Consider the following 18,688-nt stretch of genomic DNA (forward strand, 5'->3'; position numbering starts at 1 on the left):
GGCGGTCGGTTCGGGTCGGCTCCGCTGTGAGCCTGGCCTCGACCCGCACGCTCGTCGACGACGCAGCCGAGCGCGGCACCGCTGTGCCTGCGTTCAACGCGATCACCCTCGATCACGCCGAGGCCATCGTCGCCGGAGCGGAGCAGGCGGAGTGCGGCGTGCTCCTGCAGCTGAGCGAGAACGCCATCGCGTGGCACGGCGCTCCCGAGCCGATGCTCGCGGCCTGCCGCGAACTCGCCCTCGCGGCATCCGTCCCCGTCGGAATCCATCTCGACCACATCGAGGACGACGAACTGGTCGAACGGATGCTGCCCCGCGCCGCCGAGTTCGGGGTCGGATCGATCATGTACGACGCCTCGAGGCTCGACTACGCCGCCAACGTGCGCGCGACCACGGCCCTCGCCCGCCGCGCCCAACAGCTCGGCCTCTGGGTCGAGGCCGAGCTCGGCGAGATCGGCGGCAAGGATGGCGCCCACGCTCCAGGCGTGCGCACGCACCCCGACGAGGCGCGTGCCTTCGTCGAAGCGACGGGCGTCGACGGCCTGGCCGTGGCCGTCGGCAGCTCGCACGCCATGCGCGAGCGCAGCGCCAGGCTCGACATCGCCCTCATCCGGGAGCTCGCGCTGCGGGTCTCCGCCCCTCTCGTGCTGCACGGGTCGTCGGGGGTGTCCGACGCCGTGATCGCGGATGCCGTCAGCGCCGGCATCCGCAAGGTGAACGTGGGCACGGCGATCACCATCGCCGGAACCGCCGCCCTGCGCACCTCGCTCGCCGAGCAGCCCGACGCCGTCGATCCGCGGAAGTACTCCGGCGCGTCACGCGCGCAGACGGCGGCGCTGGTGGCGCAGCTGTGCGGGGTCATCGCCGGCACCGCGCTGTGATGCCCCGCATCCGTTGCCAGACCGTCACAACGAACCGAAGATGAACCCACACCGCGGCGCGATCGCTCGCCCGCTCGAACCAGCAGGAGTCACCACGTGATCACGTCCCAGGAGATCGCCAGCCAGCCGGCGATCTGGCGCGAAGCCCTCACCCGCATTCCCGAGGCGACCGAGCTCCTCGCCCGACCGGGCGAGCGCGTTCTCGTCATCGGATGCGGCACCTCCGCGTTCGTGGCCGAGTCCTTCGCAGCCCTCCGCGAAGCGGCCGGGCTCGGCGAGACCGATGCCGCCTACGCCTCGGAGCCCCGGGTCTGGCGTCCGTACGACGCCGTGATCGCGCTGACCCGCTCGGGCACGACCACCGAGGTCGCCGACGCTCTGCGCGCCGTGCCGGCCGGCGTGCGCACCATCGCCGTCACCGGGGTCGCCGACTCCCCCGTCGCCGACCTCTGCGACGACGTGCTGCTGCTCGACTTCGCCGACGAGGAGTCCGTCGTGCAGACCCGGTTCCCGACGACCTTCCTCATCCTCGCCCGCGCCGCCCTGGGCGAAGACGTCTCGGCGCTGCCCGACCAGGCGCACGCCGTGCTCGAGGCTCCCCTGCCCATCGACGTCGCTCCGCTCGAGCACTTCGTCTACCTCGGCACCGGCTGGACCTACGGGCTCGCCCAGGAGGCCGCCCTCAAGATCCGCGAGGCCGCCCAGGCCTGGGCGGAGTCCTACCCCCTCCTCGACTACAGGCACGGCCCGCTCGCCGTCGCCGGCGACGGCTCGCTGGTGTGGATGCTCGGTCGCAGCGACGCCGACCTGGCCGACGACATCCGTCGCACCGGGGCGGCTGTGCTCACGGCGACCAGCGACCCGCTCATCGAGCTGGCCCAGGCGCAACGCCTCGCCGTGGCCGTCGCCGAACTGCGTGGTCTCAACCCCGACACTCCGCGCCACCTCACCCGCTCCATCGTCCTCGACTGACGCGCGCCCGGCTGACGCGCGCACCCGGCAGGCCAGACAGATGATCCGCACCCTCGGCTTCAGCCCGTCGCTCGACGTGGTCTACATCGTCGACGCCGTGACGGTCGGCGCCATCCATCGGCCGAGCCGGGTGCTGCGCTCGGCCGGCGGCAAGTCGCTCAACGTCGCCCGCGCTCTCGCGACCCTGGGGCGACCGGCGGCAGCGATCGTGCCGCTCGGCGGGCGCATCGGCGAGGTCATCGTCGACCTGCTCGCCCAGACGCCGATCGAGCTGACGGCCGTGCCGACGGCGGACGAGACGCGCATGTGCGTGACCGCCGCGGCATCCGGAGCCCTCACCGAGTTCTACGAGCGGGCACCGACCCCGAGCCCCGACGCCGTCGCGGCGATCATCGCGCACGTCGATGCCGTACCGGCCGGAGACGTGCTCGCGATCTCGGGGGCGATCCCCGACGGGCTCGACGTCGCTGCCGTCGTCGCCGCTCTGGCACGCTGCACGGAACGCGGGGTGCGGGTCGCCGTCGACGTGCACGGCCCCGCCCTCGGCGCCATCATCGGCGGAGCGCATCCGTGGATCGTCAAGGTCAATCGCAGCGAAGCGGCTCCCATCACCGGCCTGCCGGAATCCGCCGAGCTGGCCGCCCACGCCGCCGGCCTGCAGCGGGTCGGAGCCGGCCTCGTGGTGCTGACGGACGGTGCCGACGGATCATTCGCGACCGATTCCGCCGGCCGCAGCTGGCGCGCGACCTCGACCCGTGCTCCCGGAGCCTTCCCCGTCGGCAGCGGCGACTGCTTCTTCGCCGGCCTCCTGGCCGAGCTCGTTGACGGCACCGGCATCCCGCAGGCCCTCCGCATCGCCGCCGCGTGCGGAACCGCGAATGCGGAGGCGCCAGGTACGGCCACCTTCGACCTCGCCACGGTCGAGGCGTGCCTCGCCGCGACCCTCGTGCGCGAGGGCGACTCCGCCGGCTGACGCACGCGCCCACTCAGGCAGCCGGCGCTCAGCGCTCGACCGGCACCAGCTCCACGTCGCGCAGCGTTCCGGCTTCAGCCACCGCCGTCATCATCGTGCACACGGGTTGGCGGCGGCGATCCGTCGGCGACCCCGGATTGAGCAGACGGATGCGGCCCGGCGTCGTCGTGTCCCACGGGATGTGGCTGTGCCCGAACACCAGCACGTCGAGCGCTCCGCCGTCTCCGCTGCCGCCGCCGTAGGCAGCGTCCATCCGCGCTTCGCGTCCCGTCGCGGCACCGGTCTCGTGCACCACGCCGAATCGGAGACCCTCGATCTCGATCCGAGCCACCTCGGGGAGGCGGGCGCGCAATGCCGGTCCGTCGTTGTTGCCGTACACGCCCACCAGTCGCGCCGCCCGGGCCTCGATGGCGTCGAGGGTGGCGACGTCGACCCAGTCGCCGGCGTGGATGACGATGTGGGCGGAGTCGATCGCCTGCCAGACGGCATCAGGCAGGCGGCGGGCCCGAGCCGGCAGGTGCGTGTCGGAGATGAGCAGCATCCGTGTGACCATGCCCCATCTTCGCCCTTCGCCCCATCGTCTCGCTGGTACGCAGCAGCGCCGCCCGGATGCCGGACGGCGCTGCGATGCTGAACGAACGAGGCGGCTACGCGACCTCGCCGCGCCAGGCTCCGCCGGCCGTGCCCTGCTTCTCGATGAGCTCCTTGAAGTTCTCGAGGTCCTTCTTCACGGCGCGCGAGTCGAAGCCGAGCGCCGATCCGACCTTCTCGGCCGCTCCGGTCGGCTCCCAGTCGAGCTGCACGGTGACCCGGCTGGTGAGGTCGCTGAGGCGGTGGAACGTCACGACGCCGGCGTGGTTCACCTCGCCGTCCGTGCTGTTCCACGCGACACGCTCGTCGGGGTGCTGCTCGGTGATCTCGGTGTCGAACTCGCGGGTCTGGCCCGCGATGGTGACGGTCCAGTGGCTGTGGGTGTCGTCGGTCTGCGTGATCGCATCGACGTAGTGCAGGAAGCTGGGGAACGACTCGAACTGCGTCCACTGGTTGTACGCAGTCGTCACGGGAACGTCGACGTCGATCGTTTCGATTACCTGGGCCATGGTGTGGCTGTCTCCTCCGGTTGGTGGTTCATGAGGTCGGTGCACTCGGCACCGGATGCCTCTGCTCACGACGCTACGGACCCATGGCTCGCAGCTTTAGGCCTTGACTTCCCAGCAACGCGGAGGGGCTGGTGCCCACACGGCCCGAGGACGAGACTCGACTCATGCGTCGCATCTCGGTCACCAACAACATCTCACTCGACGGCGTGATGCAGTCGCCGATGTCGGCCGAGGAGGACGACAGGGGCGGCTTCACTCTCGGCGGCTGGGCCGTCGGTGCCGGCGCCGACCCCGAGCTGCAGGCCGAGATGGGCGCCGGCATGTCACGCAACGGCGCCATGCTCTTCGGACACCGCACCTACGACGGCATGGCGGCCTTCTGGCCGCACCAGAGCGACGGCAACCCGTTCACCGAACACCTCAACCGCACCGAGAAGTTCGTCGTCTCCCGCGACCCGTCGCTCGAGTTCGACTGGCAGAACTCCACGCTCGTGGCCGGCGAGGCCGTGCAGACCGTCGCCGAGCTCAAGGCGAGCGCCGGCGGCGACCTGTCCATCCTCGGCAGCGGCGAGTTGGTGCGGGCACTGGCATCCGCCGGGCTCATCGACGAATACGTGCTCATCGTCCATCCGCTCCTGCTCGGATGTGGACAGCGAATGTTCGACGGCGTACGCCAAGACCTGACCCTGCTCAGCAGCCTCACCACGGCGACGGGCATCACCCTGGCACGGTATGCGCCGCGCTGACGCCCGGCGTGCTAACGTTCCAGCGATCGTTGTCGTCGTCAGGAGGTGAGACCCATGTACGCAGTATCCACAGTGGGCGCTCCCCTGAAGTCCACGATCGAGCGACTGAGGTAGTCGCAACCCGGAGCGCCCGCCACGCACATCGCGAAAGGCGACTCCCATGAACACATCCTCTTCCTCTCCTCTGCCCGTGATCGACGCCACCGGGCGGATCCAGCCGGGCCAGCGAGCCCTCGTGCTCGGCGGCGGCGGCTCGACGGGCAACGCCTGGCTGATCGGCGTGATCGCCGGCCTGTTCGAGGCCGGGCTCGACGTGACGACGGCCGACCTGACCATCGGCACCTCAGCCGGCGCGACAGCGGCGGCCCAGCTGGCCGGAGCGACTCCGACCGAGCTGCTCGCCGCCGTGCTGGACGCGCCGCCCCTGCAGCGGCCCGCGCCGGCCGCACCGGCACCCGCCGCACCCGCACCTGCCGCACCGGCACCCGCCGCACCCGTCGCCGCGAACCCGGTGGCCGACCATCTCGAACGATTCCGCCGAATCATCGCGGAATCCGACGACCTGGCCGACATGCGCCGCACGATCGGCGCCACTGCTCTCGCGAGGGACGCGGAGACGGATGGCTCCGGCTCCGCGCGCTGGCGCGCCATCGTCGCCGCCCGCCTGCCCGGGCAGCTGTGGCCGGAGCGGACGACCCTCATCACGGCAGTCGACGCCGTCACCGGTGAGCCCGTCGTCTTCGACGGCCGCAGCGGAGTCGACCTGGTCGACGCCGTCGCCGCCAGCACCTCGGGCGGCGGCTCCGCGTACGCCATCGGCGACGGCCGGTACATCGACGGCGGCTACAGGGCCAACGCCGAGAACGCCGACCTGGCGGCGGGCTTCGCCCGCGTACTGGTGCTGTCACCGCTCGGCGGCAGGTCGCTGCATCCGTTCGCGTGGGGCACGCACCTGGCCACCCAGGTCGATGCCCTCCGCGCCGGCGGCAGCACCGTCGAGACTGTGGTTCCCGACGATGAGGCCGATCACCTGTTCGGCGGCAACGCCATGAATCCATCGCTCCGCCCGGCCGCCGCCCGAGCCGGTCTCGAACAGGGTCGAGCTCTCGCCGAGAGCCTCACCGCCTTCTGGCGCTGACCCACGCGAGGCCGGTCGAGACCACTCGGCCGGCCTCCACGAGCGCGGGCCCGGCCTCGCGCTTGCACGCCGGACCCCCATCCGGCCAGCACCCTGACGCCGTGTTACGCGCCCTGAACAACTGTGTCACCGTCCCGACGCCGAGCGTCGCGTGAGCTGAACAATCGTCACCACCCGCCTCCGGTGACCTCACCGAGGCAGCCCGATCATCCCCGATCGCGACGACCCAGCCAACGACACGACGGACAGGACCCCACGGTGACAACACTCGACACCCGTGCGACGGATGCTGCAGCCACCGCTGCAGCCACGGCATCCGTCACAGCCCTCGTCGGCGACCTCGCCGCGCGGCATCCGCAGATCGAGGTCTGGCCCTCGTCGGCCGGAACCGCGCTGTACAGCCACGACCGGGCGACGGCGCCGGCAGCACCGGAAGAGCCGACGGCCCCGTCAGCACCCGTCGGCCCCGCCGTCGCCTTCCCCGCGTCGGCCGCCGAGGTGCAGCAGCTCGTGCGAGCCGCTTCAGCGCACGGCGTCACCGTCGTGCCCCGCGGTGCGGGCTCGGGCCTGTCGGGCGGGGCATCCGCCAGCACGGCCCAGCTCGTCATCTCCACCGAGCGGCTCGATCGCATCATCGAGATCTCGCCGCTCGACGAGGTCGCCGTGGTCGAGCCCGGCGTCATCAACGCCGACCTCAACGTCGAGCTCGAGCCCTTCGGCCTGTTCTACGCGCCAGACCCCGCCAGCTTCGAGATCAGCTCGATCGGCGGCAACATCGCCACCAACGCCGGGGGTCTGCGTTGCGCCAAGTACGGCGTCACCCGCGAATCCGTTCTCGCGCTCGACGTCGTCCTCGCCGACGGCAGCCTCATCTCGGTCGGACACCGCTCGATCAAGGGCGTCACCGGGCTCGACCTGGCCTCGCTGTTCGTCGGCTCGGAGGGCGTGCTCGGCATCGTCGTGAGCGCCACGGTTCGCCTTCGCCCCGTGCCCGTCACACGACGCACCATCACGGCCTTCTTCGACAGCACCGATGCCGGAACCCGCGGCCTCGGCGCCATCACCCTCTCGCCCGTGCGCCCATCGGTCATCGAGTTCTTCGACGAGCCCAGCCTGGTCGGCATCGACGCCTTCTCGCACACGGCCCTGCGGGAGCGCGGCGGCTCGCTGATCCTCATCGAGCTCGACGGCTACGGCATCGACGAGCAGACCGCCGACCTCAGCGCAGCGCTGACCCGCGTCGGCGCCAGGGTGAGGGTCGAGAGCGAGACGGATGCCGCAGCTCTCTGGCACCTCCGCCGCCACGGCCGGGGCTTCCCGGCCGATCGCTGGTTCATCGGCGAGGACATCGCCGTGCCCAAGTCGCGACTGCCCGAGATCTACGCGGCATTCCCCGTGCTGGAGGCCCGCTTCGGCGTGAGCGTCTCCGCCGTCTCGCACGCCGGCGACGGCAACCTGCATCCGCTCATCGCCCGGGCGAAGGCACCCGGCGAGACCACGCCTCCCGCGGAGCTGCAGGATGCCGCCACCGAACTCGTGCGCATAGCCCTCGCCCTCGGCGGAACCGTCACCGGCGAGCACGGCGTGGGCACGGTGAAGCTCGACTGGTCGGCCCTCGAGCTCTCGCAGCGCAGCCTCGAGGCGCAGCACGCCGTCAAGGCGGCCCTCGACCCCGACCGGATCCTCAATCCGGGCAAGGCCATCTCTCCGGCACGCCGGGGCACCGACCAGCACCTCGACCCCCACCCCGCCCAGCACCACCACACAGCTGCATCACGCACACCATCCAAGGAGACCCGCACATCATGACCGCACCACACCTCACCCGACGACGAGCGCGCATCACCGCCGCGATCGCCATCGCCGCCACAGCCTCGCTCCTCCTGGCCGCGTGCGGCAGTGGGGCGGCATCCGACTCGGCCGGGGCATCCGGAGAACCGAAGGAGGGCGGCAACCTCACCTTCCTCATCCAGGGCTACGACGCCGGCTGGGTGCCGAGCAAGACGGCCATCTCGAGCTACGAGGGCAACCTCTGGGGTCAGATCACCGACAAGCTCGTCTACGTCGACCCGAAGGGCACCCTCAGCCCGTGGATCGCCGAGAGCTGGGAGGAGCTCGACGGCGCCAAGAAGTTCGTGCTGCACCTCAAGGAGGGCGTCACCTTCTCCGACGGCGAGGCGCTCGACGCCGACGCCGTGGTCGAGAACATCGACACCTGGGCGAAGGGCGACCCCGATCGCGGCATCACGAAGGTGGGCCTGTTCCCGTCGACGAACTACGTCAGCGCGGAGGCCACCGACCCGACGACGGTCACGGTGACCTTCTCGGCTCCGACGCTGAGCTTCATCCCCACTCTCGCCTACCACGGCACCATCCTGCTGTCGCCGAAGACCCTGGCGCTCTCCGTCGACGAGCAGGCCGACCTGAGCAAGGAGATCGGCTCCGGTCCGTTCGTGGTCAAGTCGTTCAAGCAGGGCGACAGCTACGTGCTCGAGAAGCGCAAGGACTACGACTGGGGCCCGGAGGCGCTCGGCCACACCGGCCCGGCCTACCTCGACACCATCACCTACAAGGTGATCAAGGACACCTCGGTGCGCACCTCCACCGTCGCAGCAGGCCAGGCCGACGTGGCGTTCAACATCGAGCCGCAGGAGATCGACTCGCTGAAGGACCAGGGCTTCACCGTCGGAACACCGAAGTACCTCGGCTTCACCGACGGCTTCCAGGCCAATACCAGCGTCTTCCCGACCAACGACCCGGCCGTGCGCACGGCCATCCAACACGGCATCGACCGCGACGAGATCGTGAAGACCGTCTACACCGGCGACTGGGAGGCCGCGACGACCTTCATCCAGGGCAACGTCCCGGAGGCCGGCGACTACAGCGACCTGATCTCCTACGACCCCGACGCCGCCACGAAGGCCCTCGACGACGCCGGCTGGGTCGCCGGCAGCGACGGCATCCGCGAGAAGGACGGCAAGACCCTCGAGTTCACGCTCTCGCCGAACCCGTACGTGCCGTCGACGCAGGCCGAGGACGAGCTCATCGCCCAGCAGCTCGAGCGCATCGGCATCAAGGTGAACCTCAAGGTCGTCGACGTGTCGGGCTATGCGGCCATCCAGGCCAGCAAGCCGCCGCTGTTCCAGACCTCGCGCAGCTTCGTCGACGTCGGAACCGTCGCCGGAGTCCTGACCGGCCAGAACGGCGGCGAGGACTGGTGGAGCCTCGGCACCAGCGACGAGAAGCTCAACGACCTCTCCGACCAGATCGTCAGCGCCTCCGACCGGGATTCCCGGGCCAAGGTCGCCGACGAGCTGCAGCAGTACGTGCTCGAGCAGGCCTACTCCATCCCGACGGTCCAGCTCATCCAGCGCCTGTACCTCATCTCCCCCGCCATCGAGGGCGTGGAGTACAACGGCCTGGCCTACGCGAACTTCTACACCGCGTGGATCAACAAGTAGCCATCGACGGCTGACGGATGCCGACCTCAACCGGGTCGGCATCCGTCACCACCCGCATTCGAAAGGGACCCACCATGAGGCATCGCTATCTGCGCTACGCCGGCGGTCGCACGGCGCAGGCCGCCGTCGTGATCCTGCTGGCCTACGTGCTGACCTTCTTCGTGATCAGCGTGCTGCCCGGTGACCCGATCAGCAACTCGCTGCGCGACCCGCAGAACGGGCTCAGCGAGGAGGACATCGAGTCGACGATCGCCTATTACGGGCTCGACAAGCCGGTGATCGTGCAGCTCGCGCTCTCGCTCGGGCGTTTCCTCACCGGCGACCTCGGCGTCTCGCTGCAGTCGAACCTGCCCGTCGGCCAGCTCATCGGCGACGCCCTCCCGTCGACTCTCGCTCTGGCCGTCACGGCTCTCGGCGTCTCGATCGTGCTTGCCGTCGCCATCGCCTACGGCTCGCAGCACCTGCCGTGGGCGCGCGCCCGTTCGGTGCTGCGCTCGTTCCCGTCGTTCTTCCTGTCGGTGCCGAACTTCGTGATCGGCCTCGTGCTCATCGAGATCTTCGCGTTCAGGCTCAACGTGTTCACCACGATCGACCCGAACAGCGCCGCCGCCACCCTGTTCGCCGCCATCACCCTGGCCATCCCGGTGTCGGCACCGCTCGCCGAGGTGCTCATCGCCAATCTCGACCACGAGTCGCGACAGGAGTACGCCCTCGTCGCCCGCTCGCGCGGCCTCACGCAGACGCGCCTGTTCGCGAAGCACCTCGTGAAGCCGTCGATGCTCCCGGCGGTGGCCATGGTCGCACTCATCGTCGGCGAACTGCTCGGCGGCGCCGTGATCACCGAGACCATCTTCGGCCGCGACGGCATCGGCGTCGTGGTGCAGAAGGCCGTGACCAGCCAGGACCTGCCGGTGCTGCAGGCCGTGGTGTCGCTCGCCGCCATAGTCTTCGTCACGGTCAACCTGCTGGCCGATCTGGTCTCACCGCTGCTCGATCCGCGCATCCAGCTGCAGTCGGCCCGCCGAGAGCTGGTGACGGCATGACCGCAACCCTGCCCCGCCTCACGTCACCCCGGGTGCCGAGCGCACCTCGCGCCGCGGCATCCGTCGCCCGCCGCGTCACCCTCGGCATCCCGCCGACAGTGCTCATCTCCTTCCTCATCGTGCTCGTCGTGGTGCTGTGGTCGCTCGTTCCCGGGGTGTTCACAGCGCAGAGCCCCGTCACCGGCGACACGGCGCAGAAGCTCGCGGCTCCGAGCGCCGCCCACTGGTTCGGCACCGACTACCTCGGACGCGACCTGTTCGCCCGGGTCGTCCACGGCACGGCGGCGTCCGTGACCAGCGCCCTCGTCGCCGTGCTGATCGGCCTCGTCATCGGCGGTGCGATCGGCCTGGCCAGCGGCTTCCTGGCCGGCTGGGTCGACTCGGCCCTCGGCCGCCTCGTCGACGTGCTGCTCGCCATTCCGGGCTTCCTGCTCGCCGTCGTGATCGTGAGCTCGCTCGGCTTCCAGACCATCAACGCCGCCATCGCCACGGGAGTCTCCGCCGTCGCGGTCTTCGCCAGACTCACCCGCGCCGAGGTGATCAAGGGGCGCAACGCCGTCTTCGTCGAGGCGTCGTACCTCGGCGGGGGCACCCGCGTGCACGCCCTGTTGCAGCACATCCTGCCGAACGCCTACAGGTCGGTCGTCGCCCTGGCCGTGCTGCAGTTCGGCACCTCGATCCTCATCATCGCCTCGCTCGCGTTCCTGGGCTACGGCGATCCGCCCCCGTCGTCGGAGTGGGGCCTGCTCGTCGCCTCGGGCAAGACCTACCCGACTGCTCCCTGGCTGGTCTACGCCCCGGCCGTCGTGATCGTGGTCACAGTGCTCTCGGTCAACCGCATCAGCCGCTGGATGAGGAAGACATCATGACAATCTCACCGCCCCTCGCCCCTGCCATCAGGCGACAGGATGCCGCTCCTCCGACGGCCGCTCCGGCACCCGCGCAGCCGCCCGTGCTCGCACCCCTCCCCGCGCTCCTCGACGTCGAGGGCCTGTCGGTCTCGTTCGGCCAGACCCCGGTGCTGCATGGCGTGGACTTCGCCGTCGGCCGTGGCGAGAGCGTCGCCCTCATCGGCGAGTCCGGGTCCGGCAAGTCCACCATCGCGAAGACGGTGCTGCGCCTGCTCCACCACGACGACTCCACCGTGACCGGCAGCATCCGTTTCGGCGATCGGGAACTCATCGGGCTGCCCGAGAAGCAGTTCAGGCCGCTGCGGGGGCGCGAGCTCGGCTACATCCCGCAGGATCCGAGCTCGGCCCTCAACCCCGTGCGCACCATCGGGTCGCAGGCGCAGGAGGCCGCAGCCCTGCTCGGCACCGAGAGGCTCGGCGCCGACAGGCTCGACGGCGCCCGCCGCACCAGCGAGGTGCGCCGCGCGCGCATCCTCGAGGTGTTCGAGCAGGTGGGGCTGCCCGATCCGAAGCGCGTCTACGACTCCTACCCGCACCAGCTCTCGGGCGGGATGCTGCAGCGCGTGCTCATCGGGCTCACGGTGCTGCCGCATCCGAAGCTCATCATCGCCGACGAACCCACCTCAGCCCTCGACGTGACGATCCAGAAGCGCATCCTCGACATGCTCACCGAGCTGCGCAGCGACCTCGGCATCAGCCTGCTTCTCATCACGCACGACCTCGCCATAGCGGCCGAACGCACCGACGCGATCGTCGTGCTGAAGGACGGCGCCGTGCAGGAGGGCGGTCGCTCGAGCCATGTGTTCGCCGACCCGCGCTCCGACTACACCCGCAGCCTCCGCGCCGACGTTCCGGCCCTGAACCCCGAGCGGTATCGGCGGCAACGAGCGATCATCCCCTCAGCGCCTGCCGCGCCCGCAGCATCCGCCGCGACCTCCGCATCCGCCGCGCCCGCTGCATCCGCCGCGCCCGCGCAGATCGAGGTGCGCTCGGTCTCGAAGCGGTTCACGGTCAGCGGCACGAGCGTGGTCGCCGTCGACGACGTGTCGTTCTCCATCCCGCGCGGCAGCACACACGCCCTCGTCGGCGAGTCGGGGTCGGGCAAGACGACGGCCGTGCGCCTGCTGCTCGGACTCGAGCAGCCAGACAGCGGCGAGATCCTGGTGGGCGGCGAGCCGGTGCACGGCCGCTCGCACAAGGAGCTGCGCAGTGTGCGCCGCCACCTCCAGCTCGTCTACCAGAACCCGTTCACCTCGCTCGATCCCACCTGGCGGGTCGGCCGCATCGTCGGCGAACCCGTCGTGCGCTACGGCATCGGCACCCGCTCTGAACGCTCCGGCCGCGTTCTCGAGGCCCTCGAATCCGTCGGGCTGACGGATGCGGTCCTTCCCCGTCGCGTCGCCACGCTGTCGGGCGGCCAGCGCCAGCGCGTCGCCATAGCCCGTGCCCTCGTGCTGCGTCCCGATGTCGTCGTTCTCGACGAGCCCACCTCGGCCCTCGACGTGAGCGTGCAGGCCGGCATCCTCGAGCTGCTCTCCCGGTTGCAGCGCGAGCTCGGGCTCACCTACCTGTTCGTCTCGCACGACCTCGCCCTGGTGCGCCAGCTCGCCGACACCGTGTCGGTGCTGCAACGCGGACTCGTCGTGGAGGCCGGGCCCGTCGAGCCGATCTTCTCCAGGCCGCAGCATCCGTACACCCGATCGCTGCTCGACGCGATCCCCCTCGTTCCCGTAGCACCGAAGGAAGCGACACGATGACAACTCTCGACACCCTCGCAGCACCGCCCCTCGAGCCAGCACCGACCCGCACCCCGGCTCTCATCGCCGCCCTCACGGCACCGAAGGGGTTCGGCGACGCCACTCTGCGTGATCGCCGCACCGATGCGATCGAACTGCTCGGCGGCATCCCCGACGCCGCTGTGCTCCCGGCATCGGAGCTCGCCGAGGCGACGGCACGCGTGCTCTCCAGGCCCGGGCTCCCGGCGCTGCAGTACTCGCGCACCGAGGGCATCTCGCCACTGCGCGAGTGGATCGCCGAGCGCGAGGGCGTCTCGGTCGATCGCATCGTCGTGACCAACGGCGGCTTCCACGGCCTGTCGCTCGCCATCCAGTCCACCCTCGAGCGCGGCGACCTCGTGGCGGTCGACAACCCGATCTTCCCGCTCTTCCTCCGCGGTCTCGAGCTCGCCGACGCGAGCATCCTGCCCATCCGCGTCGGCTCCGACGGACTGGACATCGAGCATCTCCGCGACGAACTGCGCGCCGGCGCCCGCCCCGCGGCGCTCTACACGGTGCCCGACTTCCACAACCCATCGCAGGGCACGCTGCCGGCCGAGGCCCGCCGCGAACTCGTCGACCTCGCCGAGCACTACGGCTTCATCGTCTACGCCGACAACCCGTACCGCGAACTGTGGTTCGGCGATGCCCCCGAGAGCGTCGACGCCTTCAATTCCTCCGATCACGTCATCCACGTGAACACCTTCACCAAGACCCTCGGACCCGGCCTGAGACTGGGCTGGATCGTCGTGCCCGAGCCGCTGCGCCCGGCCATCACCGCGCTCCGCAGCCGCCAGGACTCGCACAGCTCCACCTTCGTGCAGGCCGTCGTCGGCGAGCTCGTCACGGCCGAGCCCACCCTGTTCGACAGCACGCTCCAGCGCGCACGTCGGCTCTACCGCGGCCGCGCCGAACGTCTGGTGGCGGCGCTCGAGCGCGAGGCACCCGGATCCTTCGAGACCGTCCTCCCCGGCGGCGGCCTCTTCCTCTGGCCGCGCCTGACCGACGACGCCGTCGACCCCGATCGCCTGGCCGCAGATGCCAGCGCCGAGGGCGTCGAGTACCAGCGCGGATCGTTCTTCCCCTCCGGCCCCGGAACCGACTCCGACCGCCACCTGCGCCTCGCCTACGGCCACATCCCCGAGCCCCAGCTCGACGAGGCCGCCGCCCGCCTGGGTCGTGCGCTGCGGAGGCAGCTCGACTGAACCCGCAGGGGACGGATGCCGCACGCCCGGTCTACGCTCGCACCATGCGTCTGCTACTCCTCCGCCACGGCCAGACCTCCTCGAACGTGCTCGGCCTGCTCGACACCGATGCTCCGGGGCCCAGCCTCACCGAGCTCGGCGAGCAGCAGGCCAAGGAGGTTCCGGGAGCTCTCGCCGGACTCGCCCCGGGGCTGCAGCTTCCGCACGCCCGGACCCCCGACGCCCTCTTCGTCTCGACAGTGCTGCGCACCCAGCAGACCGCCGTGCCCATAGCTCAGCACCTCGGCCTGCGCGCGACGGTACTGCCCGGCGTGCGCGAGGTCGAGGCCGGAGCCCTCGAGGACCGCAGCGATCCCGAGTCTGTGCGCACCTATCTCGAGGCAGCCTTCGCCTGGGCGGCCGGCGACCTCGACCGGCGCATCCCCGGCGGCGCCGACGGCCACGCGTTCTTCGCCCGCTTTGACGCGGCGATCGCCGACGTGGTGGCATCCGGTGCCGCCTGCGCACTCGTCGTGAGCCACGGCATGGCGATCCGCGCCTGGGCGGGATCCCGCGCACGGAACGTCGACGGGGACTACGCCGCCACCCACGAACTCGACAACACGGGCCTGGTCACTCTCGACACGGATGCCACCGGCCACTGGACCCTCATCGACTGGCACTCCGAGCCCGTCATGGGCCCCCACCTCATCGACGAGTCGGCGGTCGACCCGATCAAGCGCACCCTCGGCGAGCTGCCGGAGCCGTCGGGCTCGGTCGTCGACTAGCTCGGGCACGCGTCAGCGACGGCATCCGCCCCAAACCGATGCGTCTGCGGCTACGAACACCGTGATGACCGCAGACGTCTGCCCTTCTTCGCCCACGGTCGGCTGAGGCCACGCCTCAGCGGTGCGCCGGTACCCGAACACCGGCGCACCGGAACGTGCTGCGCCCGACGCATCAGTCCTGTCGCTCCACTCGCTTACCGCCGATCAGGAGAAGGCCACCATGACCAGAACGAACCGCACCCGACGCATCATCGTCTGCGGAGTCGCCGCGCTCGCCATCGCCGGACTCGTTGGGCTCGGAGCGGCGCCCGCGAACGCGGCTTCGGCCGACGACGGATGGATCCGCATCGGCCACCTCTCCCCAGACACCAGGGCGGTCGACGTGGCGCTCACGCCGGCTTCTGCGGGCAGCCCCGTGCTCGACCTGCACGACGTCTCCTACGGCGAAGTCTCGCCGTACACCGCTGTGCCCGCCGGCGACTACGAGCTCACGATGGTGCCGGCCGGATCGCCCGATGGCACGTCACCGGCCATCTCGACCGAGCCCACCATCACGGCGGGCCAGGCCACGACAGTCGTGGCGTACGGCCTGAACGAATCACTGCGGACGACCGTGTTCGTGGACGACCTCAGCGGCCCGGCGACCGGCGAGGCGCGCATCCGCGTCATCCAGGCCTCCACCCGCGTGAAGGACCTCGACGTCGCCACGACGACTGGCGTCCCGATCGCGACGGACGCGAAGGCCGGCTCGGCCTCGGCCTACGCCGACGTTCCGGTCGGACCGTGGAACCTCATGGTCACGGCTCCATCAGCCTCCTACGACACCTCGGTGACCCTCGCGCCGGGAACCGTGAACACCCTGTTCGTCCTCGACAACGCCTCGGGCGGGCTCACCATCACATCCGTGCTCGACAGCTCCGGGGCTGGCGATGCCCCCGACGGCTCGCTCGACACCGGCGGCGGTGGACTGCGCGATGCCGGCGGCGCCGGCACGTTCGCGTCGACGACGGATGCCGCGCGGCACGCTGCCGATGCCGACCCCTTCGCCGCGATCGGCCGTTTCGTCACCGGGCTCGTGCAGGCGGCCGCGGCCGCGTTGCGCTCCTGACTGCGGGTCGCTGATCATGAACGAACCCGCGCCCCTGCTCCGACCGCGACGTCGGCGGCACCACCGCCGCCGTCGACTGCTCGTGGCGGCGACCATCACGGCCTCGGTCCTCGCGGCCGGCGGAATGGCCACGGCCTGGACGACCGCCGCGACTCGGCAGTCGACGCCGGATGCCGCTCCCACCGCGGTCACGACGCCCCTATCGACGCCGTCGACCCCATCCCCGGCTTCGGCGGCCGGCCGCATCCAGGATCCCGTCGCCGCCACGGCGCCGGCCGACCTCAGCGGTGTCACCGTCGAACGGGTGGAGATCCCGGCGATCGGCGTCGACGCCGCGGTCGAGCTGATCGCCCGTGACGGCAGCGGCATCCTGCAGCCTCCGACCGAGTGGGCCGATGCCGGCTGGTACGACGCCGGTGTGCTCCCCGGAGCGGTCGGCCCCGCCGTGATCGCCGGGCACCTCGACACCACCGAGCGCGCCGCGGTGTTCGCCCGCCTCAAGGAGTTGACGGTGGGCGACAGCGTCGTGGTGACGCTCTCCGACGGCTCGCGGGCGACCTTCGCCGTCGACTCGGCGCTCGACACCTCGAAGGCCGAGTTCCCGAGCGACCGCGTCTACGGCCCGACGCCCGACGCCCAGCTACGGCTGATCACCTGCAACGGCCCGTACGACGATGCAGCGCAGTCGTACGCCAATAACTTCGTGGTCTTCGCCTCGCTGGTTCCAGCCGGCGAGTGACGAGAAGCCTCCCGAGAGATCGGATGTCTCCCCTTCATCGCGCTACGATCGGGGCATGGCGGTCACCGATGAAGCGATCCTGAAGATCAAAGAGATGATCATTGCCGGCGATCTCGCCCCCGGCGACAGGCTCCCGCCAGAGAAGGAGCTCAGCGAGCGCCTCGGCCTCTCCCGCTCCTCACTGCGCGAGGCCGTCAAGGCGCTCGAGGTGATCAGGGTGCTCGACGTGCGACGCGGCGACGGCACCTACGTCACCAGCCTCGAGCCGCGTCTGCTGCTCGAGGCGATGTCGTTCGTCGTCGACCTGCACGACGACCACTCCGTGCTCGAGATCTTCGCCGTGCGGCGCATCCTGGAGCCCGCTGCGTCGTCGCTCGCCGCGCGTAATGCGACAGAACCCGACCTCGACCGCCTGCGCGAGGTCGTGGCCAGCGTCGACCAGGCGGCCGACGTGGCCGGCCTGGTCGAGCACGACCTCGAGTTCCACCGCGGCATCGCCGAGGCCGCGGGCAACGCCTACCTGGCGAGCCTCATCGACTCGCTGTCCTCCCACACCGTGCGGGCGCGCATCTGGCGCGGCATCACCCAGGAGAACGCCGTCGGCCGCACCCTGCAGGAGCACCACGCCATCCTCGACGCGATCGCGGCGGGCGACGGCGACCTGGCCTCGGCCCTCACCGTCGTGCACGTCTCCGGCGTCGAGCAGTGGCTGCGCAGCGCCCTGGGCCCCGAGGCGCCCAAGCTCTAGTCGACGGCGCCGCCGCGGGGCGGCATCCGTCACCGACGCACGAGCCGACGCACAAGGGAGGGGCGCCGACTCGCGTCGACGCCCCTCCCTCCCCTCATGCGCCCTATTCGTAGAGGACTGCGGCGATCTTCTCGTCGTCGATGTTGTCCTTGTCGTACCAGTAGTAACCCGTGTCGATGGTCTTCGGCAGGTCCTTGCCGTCGATCGCCTCGACGGCGGCCTTCACGGTCTCGTAGCCGATGCCGACGGGGTTCTGCGTGATGGCACCGAGCATCTGGCCGTCACGGATGGCGTCCATCTGCGCCTTGCCGGAGTCGAAGCCGACCACGACGAGCTTCGCGGGATCGATGCCGAGCTCCTTGACCGCCTGCACGACGCCGATGGCCGAGCCCTCGTTCGAGCCGTAGAGGCCCTTCAGGTCGGGGTTGGCCGCGATGATGGCCTTCGCGAGGTCGGCCGACTTCGCCTGGTCGCCACCGCCGTACTGGATGTCGACGACCTCGATGTTCGGCTCGTTGTCCTTCATGTAGTTCACGAAGCCGTCGCGACGCTCCTGGCCGGTGACCGAGGTCTGGTCGTGCACGACGAGGGCGACCTTGCCCTCGTGGCCGATGGCGTCGGCCATGTGCTTCGCGGCCTCGGCCGCCGCTGCAGTGTTGTCCGTCGCTGCCGTGGTGAGCGGGATGTCGCTGTCGACGCCGGAGTCGAAGGCGATCACCGGGATGCTCGAGTCCTTGGCCTGCTGCAGCAGCGGACCGGCGGCCTGGCTGTCGAGGGCGGCGAATCCGATGGCGTCGGGGCTCTTGTCGAGGGCCGTCTGCAGCATCTGGATCTGCTGGTCGACGTCGGCCTCGGTGTCGGGTCCCTCGAAGGTGATGTCGACGTCGAACTCTTCCGCTGCCTGCTCGGCGCCCGACTTCACGGCCTGCCAGAACTGGTGCTGGAAGCCCTTGGAGACGAGTGCGACGTACGGCTTCCCGCCGTCGTCGCCGCCGCCCGAGCTGTCGCCGCCGTCGCTCGCGCATCCGGAGAGGACGAGCGCCGCCGCAGCGAGGCCGACGATGGCCCCCATCGCGCGCTTTGTGAACATGGTCACTCCTTTGTGTTGATGTTGCTGTCGT

General features: G+C 70.6%; 18 protein-coding genes. 15 read left to right on the top strand and 3 right to left on the bottom strand.

Translation table 11 applies throughout. The features are described from left to right. Positions 1-26 precede the first annotated feature (26 nt). The 3 genes from ASF30_RS14910 (at position 27) to ASF30_RS14920 (ending at position 2,826) form a co-directional block, all read left to right on the top strand. Positions 27-881 (top strand): class II fructose-bisphosphate aldolase, encoded by an 855-nt coding sequence (locus tag ASF30_RS14910; RefSeq protein ID WP_055908228.1) that lies wholly within the window; start codon positions 27-29, stop codon positions 879-881. Between the two features lie 96 nt (positions 882-977). Beyond that, positions 978-1,853, top strand: a complete 876-nt coding sequence (locus tag ASF30_RS14915; RefSeq protein ID WP_055908232.1) for an SIS domain-containing protein — start codon at positions 978-980, stop codon at positions 1,851-1,853. Between the two features lie 40 nt (positions 1,854-1,893). Then, complete coding sequence (locus ASF30_RS14920; protein ID WP_055908235.1) at positions 1,894-2,826, top strand: 1-phosphofructokinase family hexose kinase; 933 nt, start codon at positions 1,894-1,896, stop codon at positions 2,824-2,826. Positions 2,827-2,854: 28 nt separating this feature from the next. On the opposite strand, the gene ASF30_RS14925 is transcribed toward ASF30_RS14920, so the two are convergent. Together ASF30_RS14925 and ASF30_RS14930 are read right to left on the bottom strand one after the other, a co-directional pair. Then, entirely contained in the window at positions 2,855-3,379 is a 525-nt protein-coding gene (locus ASF30_RS14925; RefSeq protein WP_055908238.1) for a metallophosphoesterase family protein, read from the bottom strand. Between the two features lie 94 nt (positions 3,380-3,473). Then, entirely contained in the window at positions 3,474-3,926 is a 453-nt protein-coding gene (locus ASF30_RS14930) for an SRPBCC family protein (protein WP_055908241.1), read from the bottom strand. Positions 3,927-4,057: 131 nt separating this feature from the next. On the opposite strand from ASF30_RS14930, the gene ASF30_RS14935 reads away from it, so the two are divergent. The 12 genes from ASF30_RS14935 (at position 4,058) to ASF30_RS14990 (ending at position 17,567) form a co-directional block, all read left to right on the top strand. Next, positions 4,058-4,672 carry a dihydrofolate reductase family protein gene (locus ASF30_RS14935; protein ID WP_235480346.1) on the top strand — a complete coding sequence of 205 codons (615 nt, stop codon included), beginning with the start codon at positions 4,058-4,060 and terminating at the stop codon, positions 4,670-4,672. A gap of 160 nt (positions 4,673-4,832) precedes the next feature. Beyond that, entirely contained in the window at positions 4,833-5,810 is a 978-nt protein-coding gene (locus ASF30_RS14940; RefSeq protein ID WP_055908247.1) for a patatin-like phospholipase family protein, read from the top strand. Between the two features lie 258 nt (positions 5,811-6,068). Then, the gene (locus ASF30_RS14945) at positions 6,069-7,619 is read left to right on the top strand and encodes an FAD-binding oxidoreductase (protein ID WP_082467849.1); all 1,551 of its coding nucleotides are present in this window, start codon (positions 6,069-6,071) and stop codon (positions 7,617-7,619) included. Further along, positions 7,616-9,271 (top strand): ABC transporter substrate-binding protein, encoded by a 1,656-nt coding sequence (locus tag ASF30_RS14950; protein ID WP_055908249.1) that lies wholly within the window; start codon positions 7,616-7,618, stop codon positions 9,269-9,271. The genes ASF30_RS14945 and ASF30_RS14950 overlap by 4 nt, the downstream gene beginning before the upstream one ends. Positions 9,272-9,288: 17 nt before the next feature. Then, positions 9,289-10,314: an ABC transporter permease gene (locus ASF30_RS14955; RefSeq protein WP_235480347.1), complete on the top strand. Its 1,026-nt coding sequence runs from the start codon at positions 9,289-9,291 to the stop codon at positions 10,312-10,314. Continuing rightward, positions 10,311-11,183 carry an ABC transporter permease gene (locus ASF30_RS14960; RefSeq protein ID WP_055908251.1) on the top strand — a complete coding sequence of 291 codons (873 nt, stop codon included), beginning with the start codon at positions 10,311-10,313 and terminating at the stop codon, positions 11,181-11,183. Before ASF30_RS14955 ends, ASF30_RS14960 begins: the two co-directional genes overlap by 4 nt. Further along, positions 11,180-12,982, top strand: a complete 1,803-nt coding sequence (locus ASF30_RS14965) for a dipeptide ABC transporter ATP-binding protein (protein WP_082467851.1) — start codon at positions 11,180-11,182, stop codon at positions 12,980-12,982. The genes ASF30_RS14960 and ASF30_RS14965 overlap by 4 nt, the downstream gene beginning before the upstream one ends. Further along, positions 12,979-14,205: an aminotransferase-like domain-containing protein gene (locus tag ASF30_RS14970; RefSeq protein ID WP_055908254.1), complete on the top strand. Its 1,227-nt coding sequence runs from the start codon at positions 12,979-12,981 to the stop codon at positions 14,203-14,205. The genes ASF30_RS14965 and ASF30_RS14970 overlap by 4 nt, the downstream gene beginning before the upstream one ends. A gap of 44 nt (positions 14,206-14,249) precedes the next feature. Then, the gene (locus ASF30_RS14975) at positions 14,250-14,972 is read left to right on the top strand and encodes a histidine phosphatase family protein (protein WP_055908257.1); all 723 of its coding nucleotides are present in this window, start codon (positions 14,250-14,252) and stop codon (positions 14,970-14,972) included. Between the two features lie 220 nt (positions 14,973-15,192). After that, positions 15,193-16,080 (top strand): DUF4397 domain-containing protein, encoded by an 888-nt coding sequence (locus tag ASF30_RS14980; RefSeq protein ID WP_157497434.1) that lies wholly within the window; start codon positions 15,193-15,195, stop codon positions 16,078-16,080. Between the two features lie 16 nt (positions 16,081-16,096). Beyond that, positions 16,097-16,819 (top strand): sortase domain-containing protein, encoded by a 723-nt coding sequence (locus ASF30_RS14985; protein ID WP_082467853.1) that lies wholly within the window; start codon positions 16,097-16,099, stop codon positions 16,817-16,819. Between the two features lie 55 nt (positions 16,820-16,874). Next, positions 16,875-17,567, top strand: a complete 693-nt coding sequence (locus ASF30_RS14990; protein ID WP_055908267.1) for a FadR/GntR family transcriptional regulator — start codon at positions 16,875-16,877, stop codon at positions 17,565-17,567. Positions 17,568-17,670: 103 nt separating this feature from the next. Here ASF30_RS14990 and ASF30_RS14995 read toward each other — a convergent pair whose 3' ends face one another. Continuing rightward, positions 17,671-18,657, bottom strand: coding sequence for an ABC transporter substrate-binding protein (locus tag ASF30_RS14995; protein WP_055908269.1), 987 nt, complete (start codon positions 18,655-18,657; stop codon positions 17,671-17,673). Positions 18,658-18,688 lie beyond the last annotated feature (31 nt).

This window comes from Leifsonia sp. Leaf264, from assembly GCF_001422325.1.
In the GTDB taxonomy this organism is placed as follows: Bacteria; Actinomycetota; Actinomycetes; order Actinomycetales; family Microbacteriaceae; genus Orlajensenia.

Excerpts from the sequence above, each read along its gene's own strand:
- ASF30_RS14920 (WP_055908235.1), top strand. The coding sequence starts at position 1,894 with ATGATCCGCACCCTCGGCTTCAGCCCGTCGCTCGACGTGGTCTACATC.
- ASF30_RS14925 (WP_055908238.1), bottom strand. The coding sequence starts at position 3,379 with ATGGTCACACGGATGCTGCTCATCTCCGACACGCACCTGCCGGCTCGG.
- ASF30_RS14930 (WP_055908241.1), bottom strand. The coding sequence starts at position 3,926 with ATGGCCCAGGTAATCGAAACGATCGACGTCGACGTTCCCGTGACGACT.
- ASF30_RS14940 (WP_055908247.1), top strand. The coding sequence starts at position 4,833 with ATGAACACATCCTCTTCCTCTCCTCTGCCCGTGATCGACGCCACCGGG.
- ASF30_RS14950 (WP_055908249.1), top strand. The coding sequence starts at position 7,616 with ATGACCGCACCACACCTCACCCGACGACGAGCGCGCATCACCGCCGCG.
- ASF30_RS14955 (WP_235480347.1), top strand. The coding sequence starts at position 9,289 with ATGCCGACCTCAACCGGGTCGGCATCCGTCACCACCCGCATTCGAAAG.
- ASF30_RS14960 (WP_055908251.1), top strand. The coding sequence starts at position 10,311 with ATGACCGCAACCCTGCCCCGCCTCACGTCACCCCGGGTGCCGAGCGCA.
- ASF30_RS14965 (WP_082467851.1), top strand. The coding sequence starts at position 11,180 with ATGACAATCTCACCGCCCCTCGCCCCTGCCATCAGGCGACAGGATGCC.
- ASF30_RS14970 (WP_055908254.1), top strand. The coding sequence starts at position 12,979 with ATGACAACTCTCGACACCCTCGCAGCACCGCCCCTCGAGCCAGCACCG.
- ASF30_RS14975 (WP_055908257.1), top strand. The coding sequence starts at position 14,250 with ATGCGTCTGCTACTCCTCCGCCACGGCCAGACCTCCTCGAACGTGCTC.
- ASF30_RS14980 (WP_157497434.1), top strand. The coding sequence starts at position 15,193 with ATGACCAGAACGAACCGCACCCGACGCATCATCGTCTGCGGAGTCGCC.
- ASF30_RS14985 (WP_082467853.1), top strand. The coding sequence starts at position 16,097 with ATGAACGAACCCGCGCCCCTGCTCCGACCGCGACGTCGGCGGCACCAC.
- ASF30_RS14990 (WP_055908267.1), top strand. The coding sequence starts at position 16,875 with ATGGCGGTCACCGATGAAGCGATCCTGAAGATCAAAGAGATGATCATT.
- ASF30_RS14995 (WP_055908269.1), bottom strand. The coding sequence starts at position 18,657 with ATGTTCACAAAGCGCGCGATGGGGGCCATCGTCGGCCTCGCTGCGGCG.